At 70.6% G+C, this 19118-nt stretch carries 16 protein-coding genes; 10 read left to right on the plus strand and 6 right to left on the minus strand.

Going from position 1 to position 19118, the window contains the following annotated elements; all coding sequences use genetic code 11:
* Both ACIBJH_RS14575 and ACIBJH_RS14580 read right to left on the minus strand, forming a co-directional pair.
* Positions 1-2946, minus strand: a complete 2946-nt coding sequence (locus tag ACIBJH_RS14575; protein ID WP_399117174.1) for a tetratricopeptide repeat protein — start codon at positions 2944-2946, stop codon at positions 1-3.
* Positions 2946-4772, minus strand: a complete 1827-nt coding sequence (locus ACIBJH_RS14580; RefSeq protein WP_399117175.1) for an HSP90 family protein — start codon at positions 4770-4772, stop codon at positions 2946-2948. The genes ACIBJH_RS14575 and ACIBJH_RS14580 overlap by 1 nt, the downstream gene beginning before the upstream one ends.
* 168 nt (positions 4773-4940) lie before the next feature.
* Between ACIBJH_RS14580 and ACIBJH_RS14585 the strand changes: the two genes are divergently transcribed.
* The 8 genes from ACIBJH_RS14585 (at position 4941) to mutM (ending at position 13273) form a co-directional block, all read left to right on the plus strand.
* A complete protein-coding gene (locus ACIBJH_RS14585) occupies positions 4941-8162 on the plus strand; it encodes a helicase-related protein (RefSeq protein WP_399117176.1) in 3222 nt (1073 codons plus the stop codon).
* An 80-nt stretch (positions 8163-8242) separates the two neighbouring features.
* Positions 8243-8830, plus strand: a complete 588-nt coding sequence (rsmD, locus tag ACIBJH_RS14590) for a 16S rRNA (guanine(966)-N(2))-methyltransferase RsmD (RefSeq protein WP_399117177.1) — start codon at positions 8243-8245, stop codon at positions 8828-8830.
* A gap of 26 nt (positions 8831-8856) precedes the next feature.
* A complete protein-coding gene (gene coaD / locus ACIBJH_RS14595) occupies positions 8857-9336 on the plus strand; it encodes a pantetheine-phosphate adenylyltransferase (RefSeq protein ID WP_019068740.1) in 480 nt (159 codons plus the stop codon).
* 99 nt (positions 9337-9435) lie between these two features.
* Positions 9436-10509: an ATP synthase F0 subunit B gene (locus ACIBJH_RS14600; RefSeq protein WP_399117178.1), complete on the plus strand. Its 1074-nt coding sequence runs from the start codon at positions 9436-9438 to the stop codon at positions 10507-10509.
* Between the two features lie 133 nt (positions 10510-10642).
* Positions 10643-11296: a YceD family protein gene (locus tag ACIBJH_RS14605; protein ID WP_381244577.1), complete on the plus strand. Its 654-nt coding sequence runs from the start codon at positions 10643-10645 to the stop codon at positions 11294-11296.
* A gap of 2 nt (positions 11297-11298) precedes the next feature.
* On the plus strand, positions 11299-11472 hold the full coding sequence (gene rpmF / locus ACIBJH_RS14610) for a 50S ribosomal protein L32 (RefSeq protein WP_015657589.1): 174 nt from the start codon (positions 11299-11301) through the stop codon (positions 11470-11472).
* Positions 11473-11491: 19 nt separating this feature from the next.
* Positions 11492-12334, plus strand: a complete 843-nt coding sequence (gene rnc, locus ACIBJH_RS14615) for a ribonuclease III (protein WP_399117179.1) — start codon at positions 11492-11494, stop codon at positions 12332-12334.
* 78 nt (positions 12335-12412) lie between these two features.
* The gene (gene mutM / locus ACIBJH_RS14620) at positions 12413-13273 is read left to right on the plus strand and encodes a bifunctional DNA-formamidopyrimidine glycosylase/DNA-(apurinic or apyrimidinic site) lyase (protein WP_399117180.1); all 861 of its coding nucleotides are present in this window, start codon (positions 12413-12415) and stop codon (positions 13271-13273) included.
* 23 nt (positions 13274-13296) lie between these two features.
* Here the strand turns inward: mutM and ACIBJH_RS14625 are convergent, their stop codons facing one another.
* The 3 genes from ACIBJH_RS14625 to ACIBJH_RS14635 form a co-directional block, all read right to left on the minus strand.
* Positions 13297-14253, minus strand: a complete 957-nt coding sequence (locus tag ACIBJH_RS14625) for an NAD-dependent epimerase/dehydratase family protein (RefSeq protein WP_399117181.1) — start codon at positions 14251-14253, stop codon at positions 13297-13299.
* Positions 14254-14441: 188 nt separating this feature from the next.
* Complete coding sequence (locus ACIBJH_RS14630) at positions 14442-15245, minus strand: cyclase family protein (RefSeq protein ID WP_399117182.1); 804 nt, start codon at positions 15243-15245, stop codon at positions 14442-14444.
* A complete protein-coding gene (locus tag ACIBJH_RS14635; protein ID WP_399117183.1) occupies positions 15242-16177 on the minus strand; it encodes a DMT family transporter in 936 nt (311 codons plus the stop codon). The genes ACIBJH_RS14630 and ACIBJH_RS14635 overlap by 4 nt, the downstream gene beginning before the upstream one ends.
* 140 nt (positions 16178-16317) lie before the next feature.
* Between ACIBJH_RS14635 and ACIBJH_RS14640 the strand changes: the two genes are divergently transcribed.
* A complete protein-coding gene (locus ACIBJH_RS14640; protein ID WP_399117184.1) occupies positions 16318-17283 on the plus strand; it encodes a LysR family transcriptional regulator in 966 nt (321 codons plus the stop codon).
* Positions 17284-17326: 43 nt separating this feature from the next.
* Here the strand turns inward: ACIBJH_RS14640 and ACIBJH_RS14645 are convergent, their stop codons facing one another.
* A complete protein-coding gene (locus tag ACIBJH_RS14645; RefSeq protein ID WP_399117185.1) occupies positions 17327-18286 on the minus strand; it encodes a ScbA/BarX family gamma-butyrolactone biosynthesis protein in 960 nt (319 codons plus the stop codon).
* 138 nt (positions 18287-18424) lie between these two features.
* Here ACIBJH_RS14645 and ACIBJH_RS14650 point away from each other — a divergent pair, with 138 nt between their 5' ends.
* Positions 18425-19057: a ScbR family autoregulator-binding transcription factor gene (locus ACIBJH_RS14650; protein WP_399117187.1), complete on the plus strand. Its 633-nt coding sequence runs from the start codon at positions 18425-18427 to the stop codon at positions 19055-19057.
* The last annotated feature ends 61 nt before the right edge of the window (positions 19058-19118 follow it).

Here is a 19118-nt window from a genome sequence, read left to right on the forward strand (position 1 = left end):
CTACTTGTCGTCGTTCTGCTCCTCCATCAGCTGGAGCAGCTGCTCCGCCTCGGCGCGACGGGCCCGTACCGTCTCGTCGCCGTCGTCGGCACCCTCGTAGGCCTTCAGCACGCCACGCGCGCGTGCCGCCGCGTCCGCGGGACGGCTGAGGTCCGCCTCCAGCCAGCCCGCGGCGAGTTCGGCGGCGGTACGGGTGTGCACGGCGCCCTCCCCGAGAGCCGCGAAGACGGCGACGGCCTCCGCGGTCTGCGTCAGCGCGTCCTCGAACGCGCCCTGGATCGCGGTGTCCTCGGCCTCCTCGGCGACCGAACGGGCCAGCAGCTCGCCGAACTGCCGGTGCGTGTGGCCGAGTTCACCGGTGAGCCGCTGCCGCGCCTCCTCGTCGTCCGTGACCAGCAGGGCCGCCTCGCACTCCTCGATCGCGGCCGACATCAACTCCCGCGCGCTGTCGAGCCCTTGGTCGGCGCGCAACGCCAGCCAGGCCCGGGCACGCAGCGACCGCACGAGCCCGTGCACGTTCCCCAGTGACCGCCACAGGTCGCCCGCGCGCGCGTACGCCTGGTCCGCCTCGGTGTGCAGCTCCGCGTGCCCCAGGGACTCGGCGGCGAGATGGGCGAGCGTCGCGTGGTCGTGCTGCTCGGGCCAGTGCCGGGCGATCTCGGCCGCCTGCAACCGCCGTTCGGCCGCCGCGCGGTGCTCGCCCAGCTCGCTGAGACAGTCCCCGAGCCACCACTTCGTCTGTACGACCGCGCCGTCGCCGTGCGTCTCGGCAGTCAGGTCGGGCAGCGCCGACTCCAGCACCTCCGCGGCCTCGGCCCACCGGCCCTGACGCAGCAGGAAGCCGCCCAGCTGGTGCCGGGCCCAGGCGCCCAGCGTCGGGCCCTCGCCCGCCTCGTCGGACCAGTGCGCGGCCTCCAGGGCGTGTTCAGCCGCCTCCTGGGACCGGCCCCGGCCGCCGAGCACCTCGGCGAGCTGGAGGTGCAGCTGCGCCCGCCCCGGCGCCTCCAGATACGGCCCGCCGTGCTCCAGGGCGGCCCGCAGCGCCCGCTCCGTCTCCGCGATGTCGCCGAGCTGATGGGCGAGCCCGGCCAGCCGGGCCTCGTACTCCACCGCGAACCACGGCAGCCCCGCCTCCACGAAAGCCGCCGAAGCCTTCGCGAACAGCCGGACGCCCGTCTCCAAGTCCCCGGTCCGCACCGCGAGTTCGGCCAGCATCGCCTGCCCCTCGGCGCCCCGAGCGGCCAGCCGGACATCGGCCTCGCCACCCGGGAGGGGCCGCCCGTCCACCAGGGCCAGCACCTCCCGGACGGCGGCCTCGGCGGCGGCCAGGACCTCGCCGTCGGGGGAGTCGCCCGAGGGATCCTCGTGCACGGCCCGCATCAGGACACGCGCCCGGCTCATCAGCACACCCGCCGTCTGCCGTACGCCCGTGGCGCCCTCGGCGTACAGGGCGAGCACCCCGTCGTACGGCTCGGCGATCGCCGCGAGGGCCTCGTCCAGCTCGCCCGTGAGAGCGCGTACGTACACCCCACGCGCGCGTGCCGCCCACGCCTCCCCGGGGTCGCCCGCCTCCGCGTACAGCTCGGCCGCGCGCTCGAACAGGGCGACGCCCTCGGGGCCCCGGTCCATCGCCTGGTGGTCGGCGATCTCCGCGCGGTCGAGGGCGGCCAGCTCGACGCCCTCTGCGGCCCGCGCGACCGTCAACCAGGCCTCCACGGCGTGCGGTTGCAGTGTGTCCGACAGTCGCCGCGCCTCCGCGAGCAGCGCGGGGAGGTCCTTCTCCGGGGCCGGTTCGGGGGCGGGGACGGTCACCGGTGCCGCGGTCGGCCGGCCCGCCGAACGCACTCCCAGGGGCAGCCGTTCCACCAGGGGACGCTGACCCATCCGCGCGCGGGCCCGGTCGCCGACATGGGTCGTGCCGTTGCGCTCGTCGAAGCGGGCGGCCAGCGCGAGGGTCTCCACGCGCGCGTGGGCGGCGAGTTCACGTGCCGTCCAGGGCCGGCCGACCGGTCCCGGCACCCGCTGGTCGCCGAGCCCCAGCTCCGTCAGCCGGTCCATCAGCAGCGTGACCACGGACAGGAACTCCAGCCCGCTGCGCGGGTTCCCGGAGTCCGTGAAGTACGCCGGCCGCTCCGCCAGCAGCTCCAGACCGCGTGCCTCGTTGCCGCTCAGCGCGCAGAACTCCACATGGTCCGCGTACGCGCCCCGCATGCTCTCCATGGGCCGTACGAGCCGGAAACCCCGCAGGTGGTGGGCGCGCGCCTCGTCGGTCCGCCCCAGGCGCAGCAGCGGGGCCAGGGAGGACGCGAGGACGGTGTGCGGTTCGTGGGCGCAGGTGAACTCGCCCTCCAGGACCGGACCCCACAGGTCGAGGGCCTCGGCGTCCCGCCCGCGCTCGGCCTGCCACTCGCCCTGGCTGTGCAGCTCGCACGCGTGGCAGTCGGCCATGGTGTCCCGGTCGGCGGCCAGCCACGCCGCGTATGCCCGCTCGGCCCGCGCCAGGTCCCCGACGTGCGAGGCGACGCTGAACTCCGCGCTGCGCACCGCCCGTTCGGAGTGCCCGGCCAGCCGGTAGCGGTGCTCCATCTCGGCGAGCCACTTCTCGATCGACGCGAGCGGGATGTGCGGCTGGCCGAGCATCCCGGACGACATCCACTTGAAGACCCAGTGCAGCGAGTGGATCTCGTACTCGTCGAAGTCCTCGGGCCGTTCGTCCCACATGCGCAGCAGGCGCGCGAAGGGGACGAACATCTTGTCCTTCTCGGAGCTGTAGTTGTAGACCTTCAGCTGGTGCCCGAGCGCCTCGATCACCGCGAGCGGGATGTCCAGCTTCTCGGCCTCGGCGAGCAGTTGCTCCGCGCGCGCGTTGCGGGCCGGTCCCTCCGGCTCCTCGGAGTTCTCGGCCATCGCCCGGCGCAGCGCGTCGAAGTCCGTGATCCCTGTCATCAGTGGTCGCCCTCCCCGTGTGTGGCCCACTCCAGGAGGCCGATGAACGCCCGGTTCAGCAGTGCCGAGTCGGCGGGGCGCAGTGGTCGCTGCGCCATCAGGAGTGCCTGCCCGTAGAGCGACTCCGTGGCCGTCCCGATCAGGTCCCGGTCCTTGAGCGAACTGATGCGCCGGATCAGCGGGTTGAGATGGTTGAGCACGAGCCGCGCGCGTGGAGCGCTGCCCCGCAGCGAGCCGAGAATGCCCGCCCACAGGTCGTCGGCCTGCTCCTCGGCCTCCGCGCGGGCCTGCTCGTGCCGGGCCGAGCGGTCGTCCAGGTGCAGCGCGGGCACCGACAGCGGATGGAACGCCCGGAGGACCACATCACAGCCCAGGGGGTCCAGTTTGGCCCGCGCGGCGGCCAGGAAGTCCGCCAGCGCCAGCTCCTCGGCCGGGTCGACCGAGTCCAGGTGCGCGGTCACGGTGTCCGAGTCCAGCTCGGCGACCACCGTCCCCGGGCGCACCGACGGCAGCGCCTCGACCAGCTCGCCGTCGTAGGTGTAGCCCCCGTTGATCACCCCGATGCCCTGCGCGGACGCGATCGGGGCGACCTGCCGGTACTCCTCGACCGTCCGCGTGAAGTGCACCACCGGGTGCCGCTGCGCGAACTCCTCCAGGGAGACCCGTCCGTCGGTCGTCTCGAACGGCAGCCACGGCAGCATCGTGCGCAGCATCTCCGGGTCGTGCCGCGCCAGGGACTTCACCCCCAGGTGGTGCACCGACAGGAACGCGGCCAGCCGCTCCGGATCACCGCCCGCCAGCCCGGTCAGCCAGGAGCGAATCCTTTCCCCGAGCGCCTCCCGTACGGCGGCCAGCGTCTCGTCCTCGTACAGCGACTCGCGCGAGGCCGTGGGCCGCAGACTGTCCGTGTCCAGCACACAGCGCACGAAGAATGCCCAGTCGGGCAGCAGCTGTTCGGCCCGCTCGGTCAGCAGCATGCCCTTGAGATGCACCCGGTGCGTGGCGCGCTGCGCCGGGCTCACCGCCGACGGCAGCACATAGGCGACCCCGCGGATCCCGGCGAGCGGCACGGACAGCTCGATCGAGTCCAACGGCGTGAACCCGAACAGCTCGTGACAGTGCCGGGCCAGCGCCACCCTGCGCGCGCCGGGACTCGGATACGGCCGGTCCCAGGGCGCCGGCAGATCGGTGATCGCCTCACCGTCCACCCGCACGTCGTACGGCAGCAGCGCCCCGAAGTCCCGCGCCAGCGCCAGGACCCGCTCCTTGGTGAGCCACTCGCCGGCCCCGGCGCGCGCCACCAGGTGCACGGTGGTGCCCGGTTCGGGATGCTCGGTGGCGGGCAGCGTCCGCACGGTGTAGGAGCCGTCGTCCGTCGCCGTCCACTCCACGGGCGGCGCGTGGGGCGTACGGGCGCTGCGGCTGACGACCCGGATCCGCTCGGCGACCACGAAACAGGCCAGCAGCCCGATGCCGAACTGCCCGAGAAAATCGGAGCGGACCTCCTGGAGCCCGTCGGCGCGCTTGGAGCTACGGCCGATCGTCGCGAGGAGGCTGTGCACGTCCGCCTCGGTGAGCCCGACGCCGGAGTCCTCGACGCGCAGGGTGCCCCCGTCGGCGTACAGCCGCACCAGAGCGGGGGAGTCGGGCTGCTCGGCCCGGCGGGCGGTGATCGCGTCCACGGCGTTCTGCAGCAGTTCGCGCAGATAGACCTTGGGGCTGGAGTAGAGGTGATGGGAGAGCAGGTCCACCAGACCGCGCAGGTCGACCTGGAACGTGTGAGGTGACTGTGATGCCTGGGATGACTGTGAGGTCTGGGAATCCATCGTCGCAGCGCCGAGGTGGGGGAAGGTGCGAACGGCGCGAGGGTCGGGCGGTCCCTGTGAGGTGGTGACCGCGGGGGATGGCCGGAGCGCGTCATCCTAGGCCCGAACGACCCGCCTGACCAGGGGTTTCGGGAGACGTATACGGGATTGTCAGTGGCGTGGTGTGCAATGGATCTCGTGCCCGCACTGGAAGAACCACTGAAAAAGGTGCTCGGCCCCGCCACCGCGAAGGTGATGGCCGAGCATCTCGGCCTGCACACAGTAGGCGACCTCCTGCACCACTACCCGCGCAGATACGAGGAGCGCGGCCAGCTCACGCACCTCGCCGACCTGCCGATGGACGAGCACGTGACCGTGGTCGCCCAGGTCGCCGACGCCCGGCTGCACACCTTCGCGTCCAGCAAGGCCCCCCGGGGCAAGGGCCAGCGACTCGAAGTCACGATCACGGACGGCAGCGGCCGGCTCCAACTCGTCTTCTTCGGCTCGGGAGTTCACAAACCCCACAAGGAACTCCTGCCGGGCACCCGCGCGATGTTCGCCGGCAAGGTCTCCGTCTTCAACCGCCGACTGCAACTCGCCCACCCGGCGTACGAGTTGCTGAAGGGCGACGCCGAGGAGACGGTCGAGACCTGGGCGGGCACCCTGATCCCCATCTACCCCGCCACCGCCAAACTGGAGTCCTGGAAGATCGGCAAGGCGCTCCAGACAGCCCTGCCCAGCGCCCAGGAGGCCGTCGACCCCCTCCCCGACTCCCTCCGCGAGGGCCGCGGCCTGGTCTCCCTCCCGGAAGCCCTCCTCAAGATCCACTGCCCCCACACCAAGGCGGACATCGCAGCCGCCCGGGACCGCCTCAAGTGGGACGAGGCCTTCGTTCTCCAGGTGGCCCTGGCCCGCCGCCGCCACACCGACGCCCAACTCCCGGCGGTAGCCCGCAAACCTGCCCCCGACGGCCTCCTCACCGCCTTCGACGACCGCCTCCCGTTCACCCTCACGGACGGGCAGTCGAAGGTCTCCAAGGAGATCTTCGACGACCTGGCGACCGAGCATCCGATGCATCGGTTGCTGCAGGGGGAGGTGGGATCGGGCAAGGCCCAGCCGCTCGACTCGCTCGTGCTCACGCCTGCAGGGTTCCGCCCCATGGGAGATCTGGAGGTGGGTGACGAGGTCGTCGTTCCGGACGGGGAGATCGCGCTGATCGACGGGGTCTTCCCCCAGGGAGAGCGTGAGGTCTGGCGCTTGGTCCTCTCCGACGGAAGCCATGTGGAGTGCGACGACGAGCACCTTTGGATCGTCGACACGAGCTGCGGGTGGCACCGAGGACAGGCTCCCAAAGTCATGACGACTCGGGAGATCCGGCTGGACACGTTCAAGGCGAATGGATCTTCGAAGTGGTATCTCCCGGCAGCTGCCCCGGTCGATCTCGGAGGCGACTGTGGACTGCCTCTCGATCCCTACCTGTTCGGTCTCCTTCTGGGAGACGGCTCATTCCGGCACAACCTGCGGTTTTCCACGATGGATGACGAGATCCGTGATGCCGTGGAGGCCTCTGTGGCCCCGGAGTGCCAAGTGATCCCGGTGAAGGGCTCCCGTTGCGACTTCACCATTCGACTCGCCCAACGGGCCGGAGGCGTCCGCAACCCTGTGATCCAGACCCTGCGCGGATTGAGTCTCTGGGGTGTCACATCGCACGGCAAGTTCGTTCCCGACGAGTTCAAGAACACATCGATCAAGAACCGTCTGGCTCTGCTTCAAGGGCTGATGGATACGGACGGGACCGTCCACTCGGACGGCTTGAGCATCTCGTTCTGTTCTGCCTCGCTCGCACTGGCCAACGACGTTGCCTGGCTGGTGCGTTCACTCGGCGGGCGAGCGCGTGTCCTGCCGAAGAAGGCGGCCTTCAACGTCTCCGTGGCCCTGCCTGACGAATACGCTCCGTTCAGGTTGGCCCGCAAGGCCGAACGCGTAGGGAGCAGGCCGAAATACAACACGTTCCGCCGCGGAATCCGGGCCGTTGAGTACGTGGGACGCAAGCCCGTCCAGTGCATCAGCGTCGCGCACCCCAGCCACGCATACGTCACCGACAACTTCACGGTGACGCACAACACCATGGTGGCCCTCCGAGCCATGCTCGCCGTCGTCGACGCGGGCGGGCAGGCCGCGATGCTCGCGCCCACCGAAGTGCTCGCGCAGCAGCACCACCGTTCCATCACCGAGATGATGGGGGAGCTGGCCGAGGGCGGGATGCTGGGCGGGGCCGAGCGGGCCACCAAGGTCACGCTGCTCACCGGGTCGATGGGAACGGCCGCGCGGCGGCAGGCACTGCTCGACCTCGTCACCGGCGAGGCCGGGATCGTGATCGGCACGCACGCGTTGATCGAGGACAAGGTGCAGTTCCACGACCTGGGCCTGGTCGTGGTCGACGAACAGCACCGCTTCGGTGTCGAGCAGCGCGACGCCCTGCGCGGCAAGGGCAAACAGCCCCCGCACCTCCTCGTCATGACCGCCACCCCCATCCCGCGCACGGTCGCCATGACGGTCTTCGGCGACCTGGAGACCTCGGTCCTCGACCAGCTCCCCGCCGGCCGCTCACCCATCGCCAGCCATGTCGTCCCCGCCGCCGACAAACCCCACTTCCTGGCCCGCGCCTGGGAGCGCGTGCGCGAGGAGGTGGGCAACGGCCATCAGGCCTACGTCGTCTGCCCGCGTATCGGCGACGAGGAGGACGACCCGAAGAAGGCCGGCAAGAAGAAGTCCGCCGAGGACGAGGCCGAGAAGCGCCCCCCGCTCGCCGTCCTCGACATCGCCGCCCAGCTCGCCAAGGGCCCCCTCCAGGGCCTCAGGATCGAGGTCCTGCACGGCCGTATGCACCCCGACGACAAGGACGCCGTGATGCGCCGCTTCGCCGCCGGGGACACCGACGTCCTGGTCGCCACCACGGTCATCGAGGTCGGCGTCAACGTGCCCAACGCCACGGCGATGGTGATCATGGACGCGGACCGCTTCGGTGTCTCCCAGCTCCACCAGCTGCGCGGCCGGGTGGGGCGTGGTTCGGCGGCCGGCCTCTGCCTCCTGGTCTCCGAGATGCCCGAGGCCAGCCCGGCCCGCCAGCGCCTCAACTCCGTGGCGTCCACCCTCGACGGCTTCGAACTCTCCCGCATCGACCTCGAACAGCGGAGAGAGGGCGATGTGCTGGGTCAGGCCCAGTCCGGTGCCCGCACGTCCCTGCGGGTGTTGTCGGTCATCGAGGACGAGGAGGTCATCGCGGAGGCGAGGGAGGAGGCGGCGAAGGTGGTGGAGGCCGATCCCGAGCTGACGGGGCTGCCTGGCCTCCGTACGGCTTTGGACGCCCTCCTGGACGAGGAAAGGGAGCAGTACTTGGAAAAGGGCTGAGGCTGTCTTACCCAGGGGCGCGGGGAACTGCGCGACCAGCCACACTGATACCTGAAGACGCCCACAAGCAAGGACCGAACATGACCCGCGTGATCGCCGGCGAAGCCGGCGGACGTCGACTCGCCGTGCCGCCAGGCACCGGCACCCGCCCCACCTCCGACCGCGCACGCGAGGGCCTCTTCTCCACCTGGCAGTCCCTCCTGGGCGCCCCCTTGAACGGCGAACGGGTCCTCGACCTCTACGCCGGCTCAGGCGCCGTAGGCCTCGAAGCCCTCTCCCGCGGCGCGAGCCACACCCTCCTCGTCGAGGCCGACGCCAAGGCCGCCCGGGTCATCAGGGAGAACGTCAAGAACGTCGGCCTCCCCGGCGCCGAGGTCCGGGCGGGCAAGGCCGAACAGGTCGTTCAGACGCCGGCGTCGGCAGAGCCGTACGACATCGTCTTTCTCGATCCTCCGTATGTTGTCCCAGATCACGATCTTCGGGAGATTCTCCTCACACTCCGGTCGGGGGGCTGGCTCGCGCCGGACGCTCTCGTCACCGTGGAGCGCAGCACCAGAGGCGGCGAATTCGGGTGGCCGGACGGTTTCGAGGGGATCCGGGCCCGTCGCTACGGCGAGGGGACCTTTTGGTACGGTCGCGCCGCCTCTACGTGCGAAGACGCACGATGACCGGACCGGAGAGCGAGGGAAATCAAGTGCGCCGCGCTGTTTGTCCGGGGTCCTTCGACCCCATCACCAATGGCCACCTCGACATCATCGCCCGTGCTTCCCGGCTGTACGACGTCGTGCACGTCGTCGTGATGATCAACCAGTCGAAGAAGGGCCTGTTCACCGTCGACGAGCGGATCGAACTGATCCGCGAGGTCACCGCCGAGTTCGGCAACGTGCAGGTCGAGGCCTACCACGGCCTCCTCGTCGACTACTGCAAGCAGCGCGACATCCCGGCCATCGTCAAGGGCCTGCGCGCGGTCAGCGACTTCGACTACGAGTTGCAGATGGCCCAGATGAACAACGGACTCTCGGGCGTCGAAACCCTGTTCATCCCGACCAGCCCCACGTACAGCTTCCTCTCGTCCTCGCTGGTCAAGGAGGTCGCGACCTGGGGCGGCGACATCTCCCACCTGGTGCCGCCGGTGGTCCTGGACGCGCTCAAGGGCCGGATCGGCAAGGCCTGAGGGACTGACTGTGCGTCACCCGGTGTCGGGCGGGACAGGAGTGGTCGTACAGTCGACCCGTCCGTCTCCAACACGTCGGTAGAGAGTGGCGAGCACACGGTGGACGTGCAGAAGAAGCTCGACGAGATCGTCGCCTCGGTCTCCAGCGCCCGGTCCATGCCCATGTCGGCCTCCTGCGTGGTCAACCGCGCCGAGCTGCTCGCGCTGCTCGAAGAGGTGCGCGCGGCGCTGCCCGACTCGCTGGCCGAGGCGCAGGAGCTGATCGGCGGCCGGCACGAGATGGTCGAGCAGGCCCGCCAGGAGGCCGAGCGGATCATCCAGACCGCGCACGCCGAGCGCGGCTCGCTGATCTCCGACACCGAGGTCGCCCGCCGCTCGCAGAACGAGGCGGACCGCATCCTCGCCGAGGCCCGCCAGGAGGCCGAGGAGGTCCGCGCGGAGGCCGACGACTACGTCGACTCCAAGCTCGCCAACTTCGAGGTCGTCCTCACCAAGACCCTCGGGTCGGTGGGGCGGGGCCGCGAGAAGCTGCTCGGGACGGGTCCCGGCATCGACGACCAGGGCTACGAGGACGAGGACGCCCCCGAGCGCAGCCACGATCCGGAGACCCTGCGCCGTGACGCCGACGCGTACGTGGACGTCAAGCTCGGCGCCTTCGAGGCGGTCCTCGCCAAGACCCTGGAGGCCGTGGGCAAGGGCCGGCAGAAGCTGCACGGCCGGATCGCCAGCGACGACCTCGGCGCCCTCGCCTTCGACGCCGACGGCAGCCAGGTCCAGCACACCAGCGACGCCGACTACCTCGCCGACCTCGCGACCGTCACGGACACCCCGGTCTCGAACACCCCGGTCCAGCCCGAGCAGCAGGACTACGCCCCGCAGGCGGCCTACGACTACCAGCAGCCGGGCCAGCAGCAGGACCAGTACGGCTATCAGCAGCAGTACGCCCAGCCCCAGCAGCAGGACCCCTACGGCTACCAGCAGGCCGACCCGTACGCCTATCAGGGCTACGACACCGGCCAGCAGCCCGTGTACGACCCGAACCAGATGCAGCAGGCCCAGCAGCTGGACCCACAGGGACAGCAGGGCTACGCCCTCGACGAGACCAGCCTCTTCGACACCGGCATGATCAGCGCCGAGCAGCTGCGGGCGTACGAGCAGGGCCGAGGCCTGTAAGGGACCACCGGATTGGGCCGTGAGCGAAAGGTCCAGTATCCTGGCTCTTCGGTCGCGTGTACGTCCGCGATCCACGCTGCCCGGAAGCACCGAAGGGCAGCGCTCCTTGAGCTCAGCAGACCGAAAGACAGGAATGGCTCTGAACGCCCGCCTCGACCACCGCAACCCTCTCGTGTTCGACACTCACGAGCTGGGGCGGCGTCCTGGTGCGCTGCAGCGCCTGACCCGTTCGATCGACGCTCCCAAGGATCTCGGGATCCAGGGAGTCATCGGAGTGCCGGAAGGCGCCCCGGTGAAGCTCGACCTCCGCCTTGAGTCCGTCATGGAAGGGGTGCTTGTCACAGGCACCGCCCGTGCACAGGCCAAGGGGGAGTGCGTAAGGTGTCTGGAGCCGCTTGAGCTGTCGCTCGAAGCGGAATTCCAGGAGATGTTCTCGTACCCTGACGCCGACGACCGTGGCCGTGTGAAAGCGGAACCGGTCGACGACGCCGAGGAAGACGAGGACAGGCTCTTCATCGAGGACGGCCTGTTCGACCTCGAACCCGTGCTGCGTGATGCGGTGGTGCTCGCACTGCCGATGCAGCCGGTGTGCCAGGACGACTGTCCGGGCCTGTGCTCCGAGTGTGGAGTGCGGCTCGCGGACGACCCGGACCACCACCATGACGCCGTCGACATCCGTTGGGCGGCACTGCAGGGACTCGCCGGTTCACTCGAAGACGGCGAGAAGGACGAGATCAGTGGCGAAGCGCCCCGACCGGCGCGCGCCAACGAGAAGCAGGAGAAGTAGCCGTGGCTGTTCCGAAGCGGAAGATGTCGCGCAGCAACACGCGCCACCGCCGGTCGCAGTGGAAGGCTGCGGTCACCCCTCTGGTTGCGTGCGAGCGCTGCCACGAGCCCAAGCAGCAGCACATCGCGTGCCCGTCTTGCGGCACGTACAACAAGCGCCAGGTCCTAGAGGTCTGAGCGGCTGGTGAGAGGCTCCATGTCTGACGTCAAGGCGGACTCAGTCGCCAAGAAGCAGGCGGACACGGCCTCGTCCCACACGCTGTTGGAAGGGCGGCTCGGGTATCACCTTGAGTCCGCCCTTCTGGTGCGCGCGCTGACCCACCGTTCGTACGCGTACGAGAACGGCGGTCTGCCGACGAACGAGCGGCTGGAGTTCCTCGGGGACTCCGTGCTCGGCCTCGTCGTCACGGACACGCTGTACACGACCCACCCTGACCTGCCCGAAGGCCAACTGGCCAAGCTGCGGGCCGCGGTGGTCAACTCTCGTGCGCTGGCGGAGGTCGGTCGCGGTCTGGAACTCGGCTCCTTCATCCGGCTCGGCCGGGGCGAAGAGGGCACGGGCGGCCGGGACAAGGCGTCCATCCTCGCCGACACCCTTGAAGCGGTGATCGGCGCGGTCTATCTCGACCAGGGCCTCGACGCGGCCTCCGAACTGGTGCACCGCCTGTTCGACCCGCTCATCGAGAAGTCCTCGAACCTCGGTGCCGGCCTGGACTGGAAGACCAGTCTCCAGGAGCTCACCGCGACCGAAGGACTCGGTGTTCCCGAGTACCTGGTCACGGAGACCGGCCCCGATCACGAGAAGACCTTCACTGCTGCCGCCCGCGTCGGAGGCGTCTCGTACGGCACCGGCACCGGCCGCAGCAAGAAGGAGGCGGAGCAGCAGGCCGCCGAGTCCGCCTGGCGGTCCATCCGGGCCGACGCGGACGAGCGTGCCAAGAAGGCGAAGGAGGCGGCCGAGCAGGCCGTCGAGGTCGTCGCCGAGGCCGCTGAGCAGCCTGCCGAGGAGAGCGCCGACCCGTCGTCGGCGTCCGCCTGACCGAACAGCGAGATCCGAGCGCCCGTCCCCGAGTGGGGCGGGCGCTCGGATCGTTCACGTGACCAACAGGGGATGCCAATGCCCGAGTTGCCCGAGGTCGAGGTCGTCCGGCGGGGTCTGGAGCGGTGGGTCGCCCAGCGCACCGTCACCGACACCGAGGTGCTCCATCCGCGTGCGGTACGACGTCATGTCGCCGGCGCCGACGACTTCGCGCACCGGCTCAAGGGGCATCGCATCGGCACCCCGAGCCGCCGCGGCAAGTACCTGTGGCTGCCGCTTGAGGACACCCACCAGGCGGTAGTGGCCCACCTCGGGATGAGTGGTCAACTCCTCGTCCAGCAGCACGAGTTCCCCGACGAGAAGCACCTGCGCATCCGGGTCCGGTTCGCCGACACCCTCGGTACCGAACTCCGTTTCGTCGACCAACGCACCTTCGGCGGGCTGTCGTTGCACGACACCACCCCGGACGGGCTGCCGGACGTCATCGCGCACATCGCGCGCGACCCCCTGGACCCCTTGTTCGACGACGAGTTGTTCCACCAGGCGCTGCGCCGCAAGCGCACGACCATCAAACGGGCCCTGCTCGACCAGTCGTTGATCAGCGGAGTCGGCAACATCTATGCGGACGAGACCCTTTGGCGGGCCCGCGTCCACTACGACCGCCCGACCGCGACCTTCACCCGCCCGCGCACCGCCGAACTCCTGGGCCACGCACGGGATGTGATGACCGCGGCCCTCGACGTGGGCGGCACCAGCTTCGACAGCCTGTACGTCAACGTGAACGGGGAGTCCGGCTACTTCAGCAGGGAATTGGACGTATACGGGCGCTCTGACCAGGCGTGCAACCGGTGTGGAACGAGGATCAGAAGAGCCCCGTTCATGAACCGCTCCTCCTACTTCTGCCCGAAGTGTCAGCCCATTCCGAAGAGCGGGGCCTGATTACTGGCGCGGGCTGACCACGCTCATCCGGCCGCGAGGTGCGCCCGGTACCAGGGGGCCGCCTCGGTCAACCGGTCCAGTGGACCGGGACCTGGAGCGCATCCCGCGAGCCGCCAGATCTCCTCGCTCTCGTACCAGTGGTCGCGCGCCAGCAGGGCGAACTGCCTCTCGCTGATGCGGCCGGGCACCTCCCGAAGCCGCGCCAGACACTGTTCCCAGGTCAAGTCACCGGTGACCGGTGACAGTACGTCCAGCTCCGCGAGCCTCGTCATGAGGTCGCGGTTGTGCACCGGCGTCGGATGGCTGGCGTGGAAGACCCCGGAGGGCACGGTGTCCGGTGCCGTGGCCAGGGCCGTGACGAGCCGGGCCAGGTCCTCGACGGCCACCGCGGAGACCCGCCCGCGACCGCCGTCCCAGCGGAACGGCACCCGCCGGAGCAGTTCGCCGAGCGCGGGCACGACCCAGCGGTCTCCGGTACCGAGGACGAGACCGGGCCGCAGTACGACCGCGCCCGCGTCGAGCGCGATCCGCTCGGCGGCCAGCCGGGAACGGCTGGCCGCCGACACGGGCGCGGGCGGGACCCCGTCGACGGGGATGCCGCGGTGCGGTCCGGGCCCGTACACCGCCGCCGTCGACAGGTGGAGGATGTGCCTCACCCCGGCACGCCGGGCCTCCTCGACGACCGCCCGGGTGCCACCGATGTTCGTCCGCTCGCACTCCGGCACTCCGCCGTCGACGCGGCAGGCGAGGTGGACGAGGACGTCTGCGCCGCTCGCCGCTCCGTCGAGCGACGCGGGGTCCGACAGGTCCGCGGGCATCCACTCCACACCCGCCGACTCCCGCCGGCCGGCCGGGACGGAGCGGGCGACCGCGCGCACCTCGACGGCACGCCCGTCCGCCCGTTCGCGCAGCAGCAGACGGAGCACCGCCCGGCCGACGAATCCGGTCGCACCGGTCAGCAACACCCGCATGGGTTTCATGGAGCGGCGCCCTCCGCATCATCGCCCGGCACCTCTTTGGCCCCGGATGTCCAGTGGAAATGGGTGACCTGACGCCCCGGCAGCAGAATAGTGCCGGTCGTCGGTGGTGGCTGACGGGAAGAGACTGCTCGGGCAGGCCGGTGCGGTGCGGCGCCTGGCCGAGCGATTGCCGTACATACGAGACCGATTCAGTCGCGCACGGCCGTTTCGGGTACCGGGTGCAGGGCGAACACTCTTGCCGGGAAGCCCGAGCCGCCCTGCGGCTTCGGCCAGGTCGCGACGATCAGGGCGCCCGCCTCCGGGACCCGGTCCAGGTTGGCCAGGAGTTCGATCTGCCAGCGGTCCCGCTGAAGGACGTACAGCTCAAGGCTGTGGTCGCCCGTGGAGCCGGCCGGGCCGGGGTCCGTGTCGGTCTGCTCGTGGCCGATCGCGGTGACGTCCGCGTCCTCGAACAGGTACCGCAGGACGTCCGGCGACCAGCCCGGCGTACGGCTGATGCCCGCCTCGTCGCGGTTGGCCATCGCCACCGGATCCGGCCAGCGCCGGCTCCACCCGGTGCGCAGCGCGACGAACGACCCTGCCGGTACCCGGCCGTTGCGGCGCTCCCAGCCCCGCACGTCGTCGAGGGTGGGCACGGCGTCCGGGTCGGCCTCGACCCGCCCCGTGATGTCGAGGACCACCAGCGGGAGGATCATCTCCTCCACCGGAATCAGGTCCAGGGTGCGCCCGCCGGCCACGAAGTGCGAGGGCGGGTCGACATGGGTACCCCACTGGCCCACCAACGTGTGGCGGTGCACGGTGAATCCGTCGCCGCGTCCGGTGTCGAAGAGGGTCTCGCGGCCTTCGTCGGGGAAGCCGGCGAAGTGCGGCTGGCCGGGGTGGAAGGCGTGGGTGAGGTCCGTACGGACGGTCTTGGCCGCCAGTTCGCGGTACGCAGCCCACAACCCGGGCTCGGGGAGCCCGGGTTGTGGGTCGGGAGCGGGAGGGGTCATCGTGCCGGTGCCATCACGGCGGGTGCGGATCCGGGCTCCGCAACGGCCGGCGCCGGCTTCGATGCGCCCTTGCGGCGGGTCAGGCCGACGCCGACGAGGACGACGACCATGCCGGCCGCGACCCGGAGGCCGACGCTCTCACCCAGGAAGACCGCGCCGAGCGCCACGGAGACCACCGGGAGCAGGTAGCCGACCACGGCGGCCTGGGTGGCGCCCTCGGACGCGATGATCCGGTAGGTGAGGTGGAAGGTGACGCCGGTGCTGCAGACCCCGAGGACCAGGACCGCGACCAGGGCCGTCGGGCTGAGGTGGATCGCGTCCAGGCCGCCGACCGGCACGGCCATGGCGCTCAGCCCGGTCGCCGCGATCAGCTGGGCGGCGGAGAGGGAGAGGGTCGGGATGCCCCGGCCGACCAGGTTGCGGCCCATGTAGACGAAGGCGACGGCGTAGCTGGCCGCGGCGCCGAGGATCGCGAGGGCGCCCCAGCCGAGCGAGCCCGACCGCTCCCAGGGCGCGAAGATGACCACGACCCCGCCGAAGCCGAGCACCAGCCCGGCCAGCCGGACCGGGCGCAGACCGCGCTCGGTGCCCAGGGCGAGCCCGAGGGCGAGGGAGAAGAACGGGGTCGTCGCGTTCAGTACGCCGGCCAGGCCCGAGTCGACGGTCTGCTGGCCGATGCTGAAGAGGGCGAACGGCAGGGCGTTGCAGAAGAAGGCGGCGATGACGATGTGCCGCCAGACCGTGCGGCCGGTCGGCAGGCGCCGCCCGGTGGCGTAGAGCGCGCCGGTGAGCACGACCGCCCCCAGCACACAGCGGGCGAGTGTGACCTGGAGCGGGGACAGCCCCCGTAGCGCCAGTTCGATCCAGAGGAAGGTCGATCCCCACAGCAGGGCGAGCACGGCCACTCGTGCCGCACCCCTCAGACTCTGCATGCTGCCACTGTTCACGATGGTGTCTCCGTATCTGTGTCTGGTCCGTGGCTGGCTCGGTCCGGCGTCCCTGCTATGAAGGTGCCCCAGCCAAGCTTTGAGGACAAGCAAATGGTTCTACACCTTTTGTTAAGCTGTGCTGCATGCTTGATGTGAGGCGCCTCCAGGTCCTGCGCGCGGTGGTCACCAGCGGCACGGTGACGGCTGCCGCGGCCCATCTCGGTTACACCCCTTCCGCCGTCAGCCAGCAGGTGGCGGCTCTGGAGAAACAGGCGGGTACGGCGCTCCTGGAGCGGGTCGGCCGGGGGGTCAGGCCCACCGCCGCGGGTCTGCTGCTCACCGAGCACGCGGGTCTGATCAGCGCGGCCGTCTCCCAGGCGGAGACGGCCCTGGCCGATCTGCGGGCCGGGCGGACCGGCCGCCTCTCGGTCCGCTACTTCGCCACGGCGGGCTCCACGCTGGTCGCGCCCGCGCTGGCCCGGCTCCGGCTCGAACACCCCGGCGTACGGATCGACCTCGAACTCGCCGACCCCGAGGACCCGTTCCACGAGGTGGTCAAGGGGCGGGCCGACCTGGCCGTGGTCGTACAGGCCCGGGACAGGACCGGCGACGGCTCCATCCGTCTCGTCCATCTCCTGGACGACCCGTACGCCGCGGTACTGCCCGCCGACCACCCGCTCGCCGAGCGGCAGGTGATCAATCTGAACGAGCTGGCCGGCGAACAGTGGGTGGGCAGCGAGCCGCCGGGCCCCTGTCTCGAACCGGTGCTCGACTCCTGTGCGGCGGCGGGCTTCAGCCCCGACTTCGTCATCCAGACCGAGGACTACGCGACCGCGCAGGGCTTCGTGGCGGCCGGCCTCGGCATCGGTCTGATGCCGAGGCTGGGGCTGCGTACCCCGCACCCGGGCGTGGTCGTGCGCGAGGTCCGCAATCCCGAGCCGGTGCGCGTCATCTCCGCCGCGGCCCGCCGCACCGCACCGGAGCAGCCCGCGCTGCGCGGCCTGGTGGACGCACTGCGTGAGGCGGCCGGCACGGTCGGCGCGGGCGGGCCGTCCGAGGTGCGGCGCGAGCCTGCCACCGCCGGTCCGGCCGATGTGTCCCGGTCGTGATGAGCGGGGGCGGCGGGCGACGGGTCGGCGGTGGCGGCGCATGTCAGACGGCCACGGGCGCGGAGGTTGCGGGTGCGGAGGCCGTGGCCGGGGTGGCGGACAGGGTGACGGTGCTGGAGAAGATCTCCCTGTCGTGCTGCCGCGCGACGACCCTGACCTGGTCGCCGTCCACGCTGCGCTCGGTCTCCAGCCAGCAGGGCGCGTCCAGTTCGGCGTACTTGACGAAGACGGAGTCCATGCCGGTCACGGCCGTCCGCCGGGGATGGGCCGCGGCCAGGGCCGCCTGGCGGGCGGCCTCCAGGAGCAGCATGCCCGGGGTGTGGTCGACGACGTGATCGAAGAGGACGGGATGTGTCGTGTCCACCCGCAGCTGCCAGCGGTCGGGCCGGTCGGTGGCGGCCAGCACCACGTCCTCGAAGCGGTCGCGGCCGAAGGCCTCCACCCCGGCCGGGGGCGGCAGGGGTACGGCACGGGCGGTGGCGGCGGCCGCGTCGGCGTAGCCGCCACGCAGCCGCTCGTATATCGCACGGTCCTGTATGGAGAAGCTCGAACGGGCGGTGGCCATGGGGCGGCCCGCGCGTTCGACGTCGACCGTCATGGATATCGCGGCGGCGCGGTCGCGGCGGTACTTCACGTCGTGGCAGCTGATGCGCAGGTCCAGCTCGACCGGACCGCCGTCGGCGTGCATGGCCTCGGGGTCGACGACCCAGCTGAAGTCCTTCCACAGCAGCTGGTGGCCGAGCGGCACCCGGTAGGCGCGGTGGGACAGCAGCGGCAGGGCCTGCCGGACGGTTTCGCTGAGCAGGAGCGGGTCGTGCAGGCCGAGGTGGATGCGGTAGAACGGATGTGTCGCGGGCCACTCGGCGGTGACGGCGAAGGCATCGGGCGCGGACCGCCGCCAGCTGCGCAGGAGCACTTCGTCCTGGTTCGTCTTGTGCGTGAAGGTGGGCTCGACCAGCTCGAAACCGGCTTCGACACGGTTTTGGGCAAGGCTGTACGACATGGCGGTTCCCCCTGATGAGGCGCTGATTTACGGGCACGCGCAGACCGATCGAAGGCGCCCCCAGTGACAGGGGGACGTCGACGTGAATAAAATAGAGGTCGTTCTTTTTGTTTGTCTAGGTGCAAGGAGAGTCCGCCGATGGCACGACAACGGCAGGAGCGCGCGAACAAGACACGAGCCGCGCTCATCCGCTCGGCGGCGGAGGTGTTCGACCAGGCCGGATACCACGGAGCAGGCCTCAACGCGATTCTGCAAAGGGCCGGAATCACCACCGGAGCCATGTACTTCCACTTCAAGTCGAAGGAGGAACTGGCCAGAGCGGTCATCGTGGAACAGGCCGCCGAGCTCCAGTGGCCCAAGGGCGAGCACGGTCTGCAGCAACTGCTGGACATGTGCGGCTACCTGGCCGTGGAGATGCGGCGCAACGTCCTGTTCCGGGCGGGGGTCCGGCTCGCGGTCGAGCAGAACGAGGTCGGGCTCCTCGACTACTCGATCTACGACTGGTGGTCCGAGCAGTTCCGCGAACACCTCGCTGAGGCGCGGGAACTCGGTCAGCTGCATCCGCACTTGGACCTGGCGGCGTTCGCACAGGTGATCGTGGCCGCGTACACGGGTACGCAGATCATGGCGCGACTCTCCAGCGGACGGGCCGATCTGCCCGAGCGCATAGAGATGATGCTGCGATGTCTGTTGCCGGCCCTCGCGCCGGCCGAGGTGATCGCGACGCTGCGCTTCACCAGAAGTGAGCAGACGGAGGACATCACCTCCTGAGTCCCCTCCGGGTGGGTGGGGTCGCCCTCCGCCGGAGGGCACCCCCCACCCCTCGACTTGC

Origin of the sequence: Streptomyces sp. NPDC050548 (genome assembly GCF_044457385.1) — a bacterium.
In the GTDB taxonomy this organism is placed as follows: Bacteria; Actinomycetota; Actinomycetes; order Streptomycetales; family Streptomycetaceae; genus Streptomyces.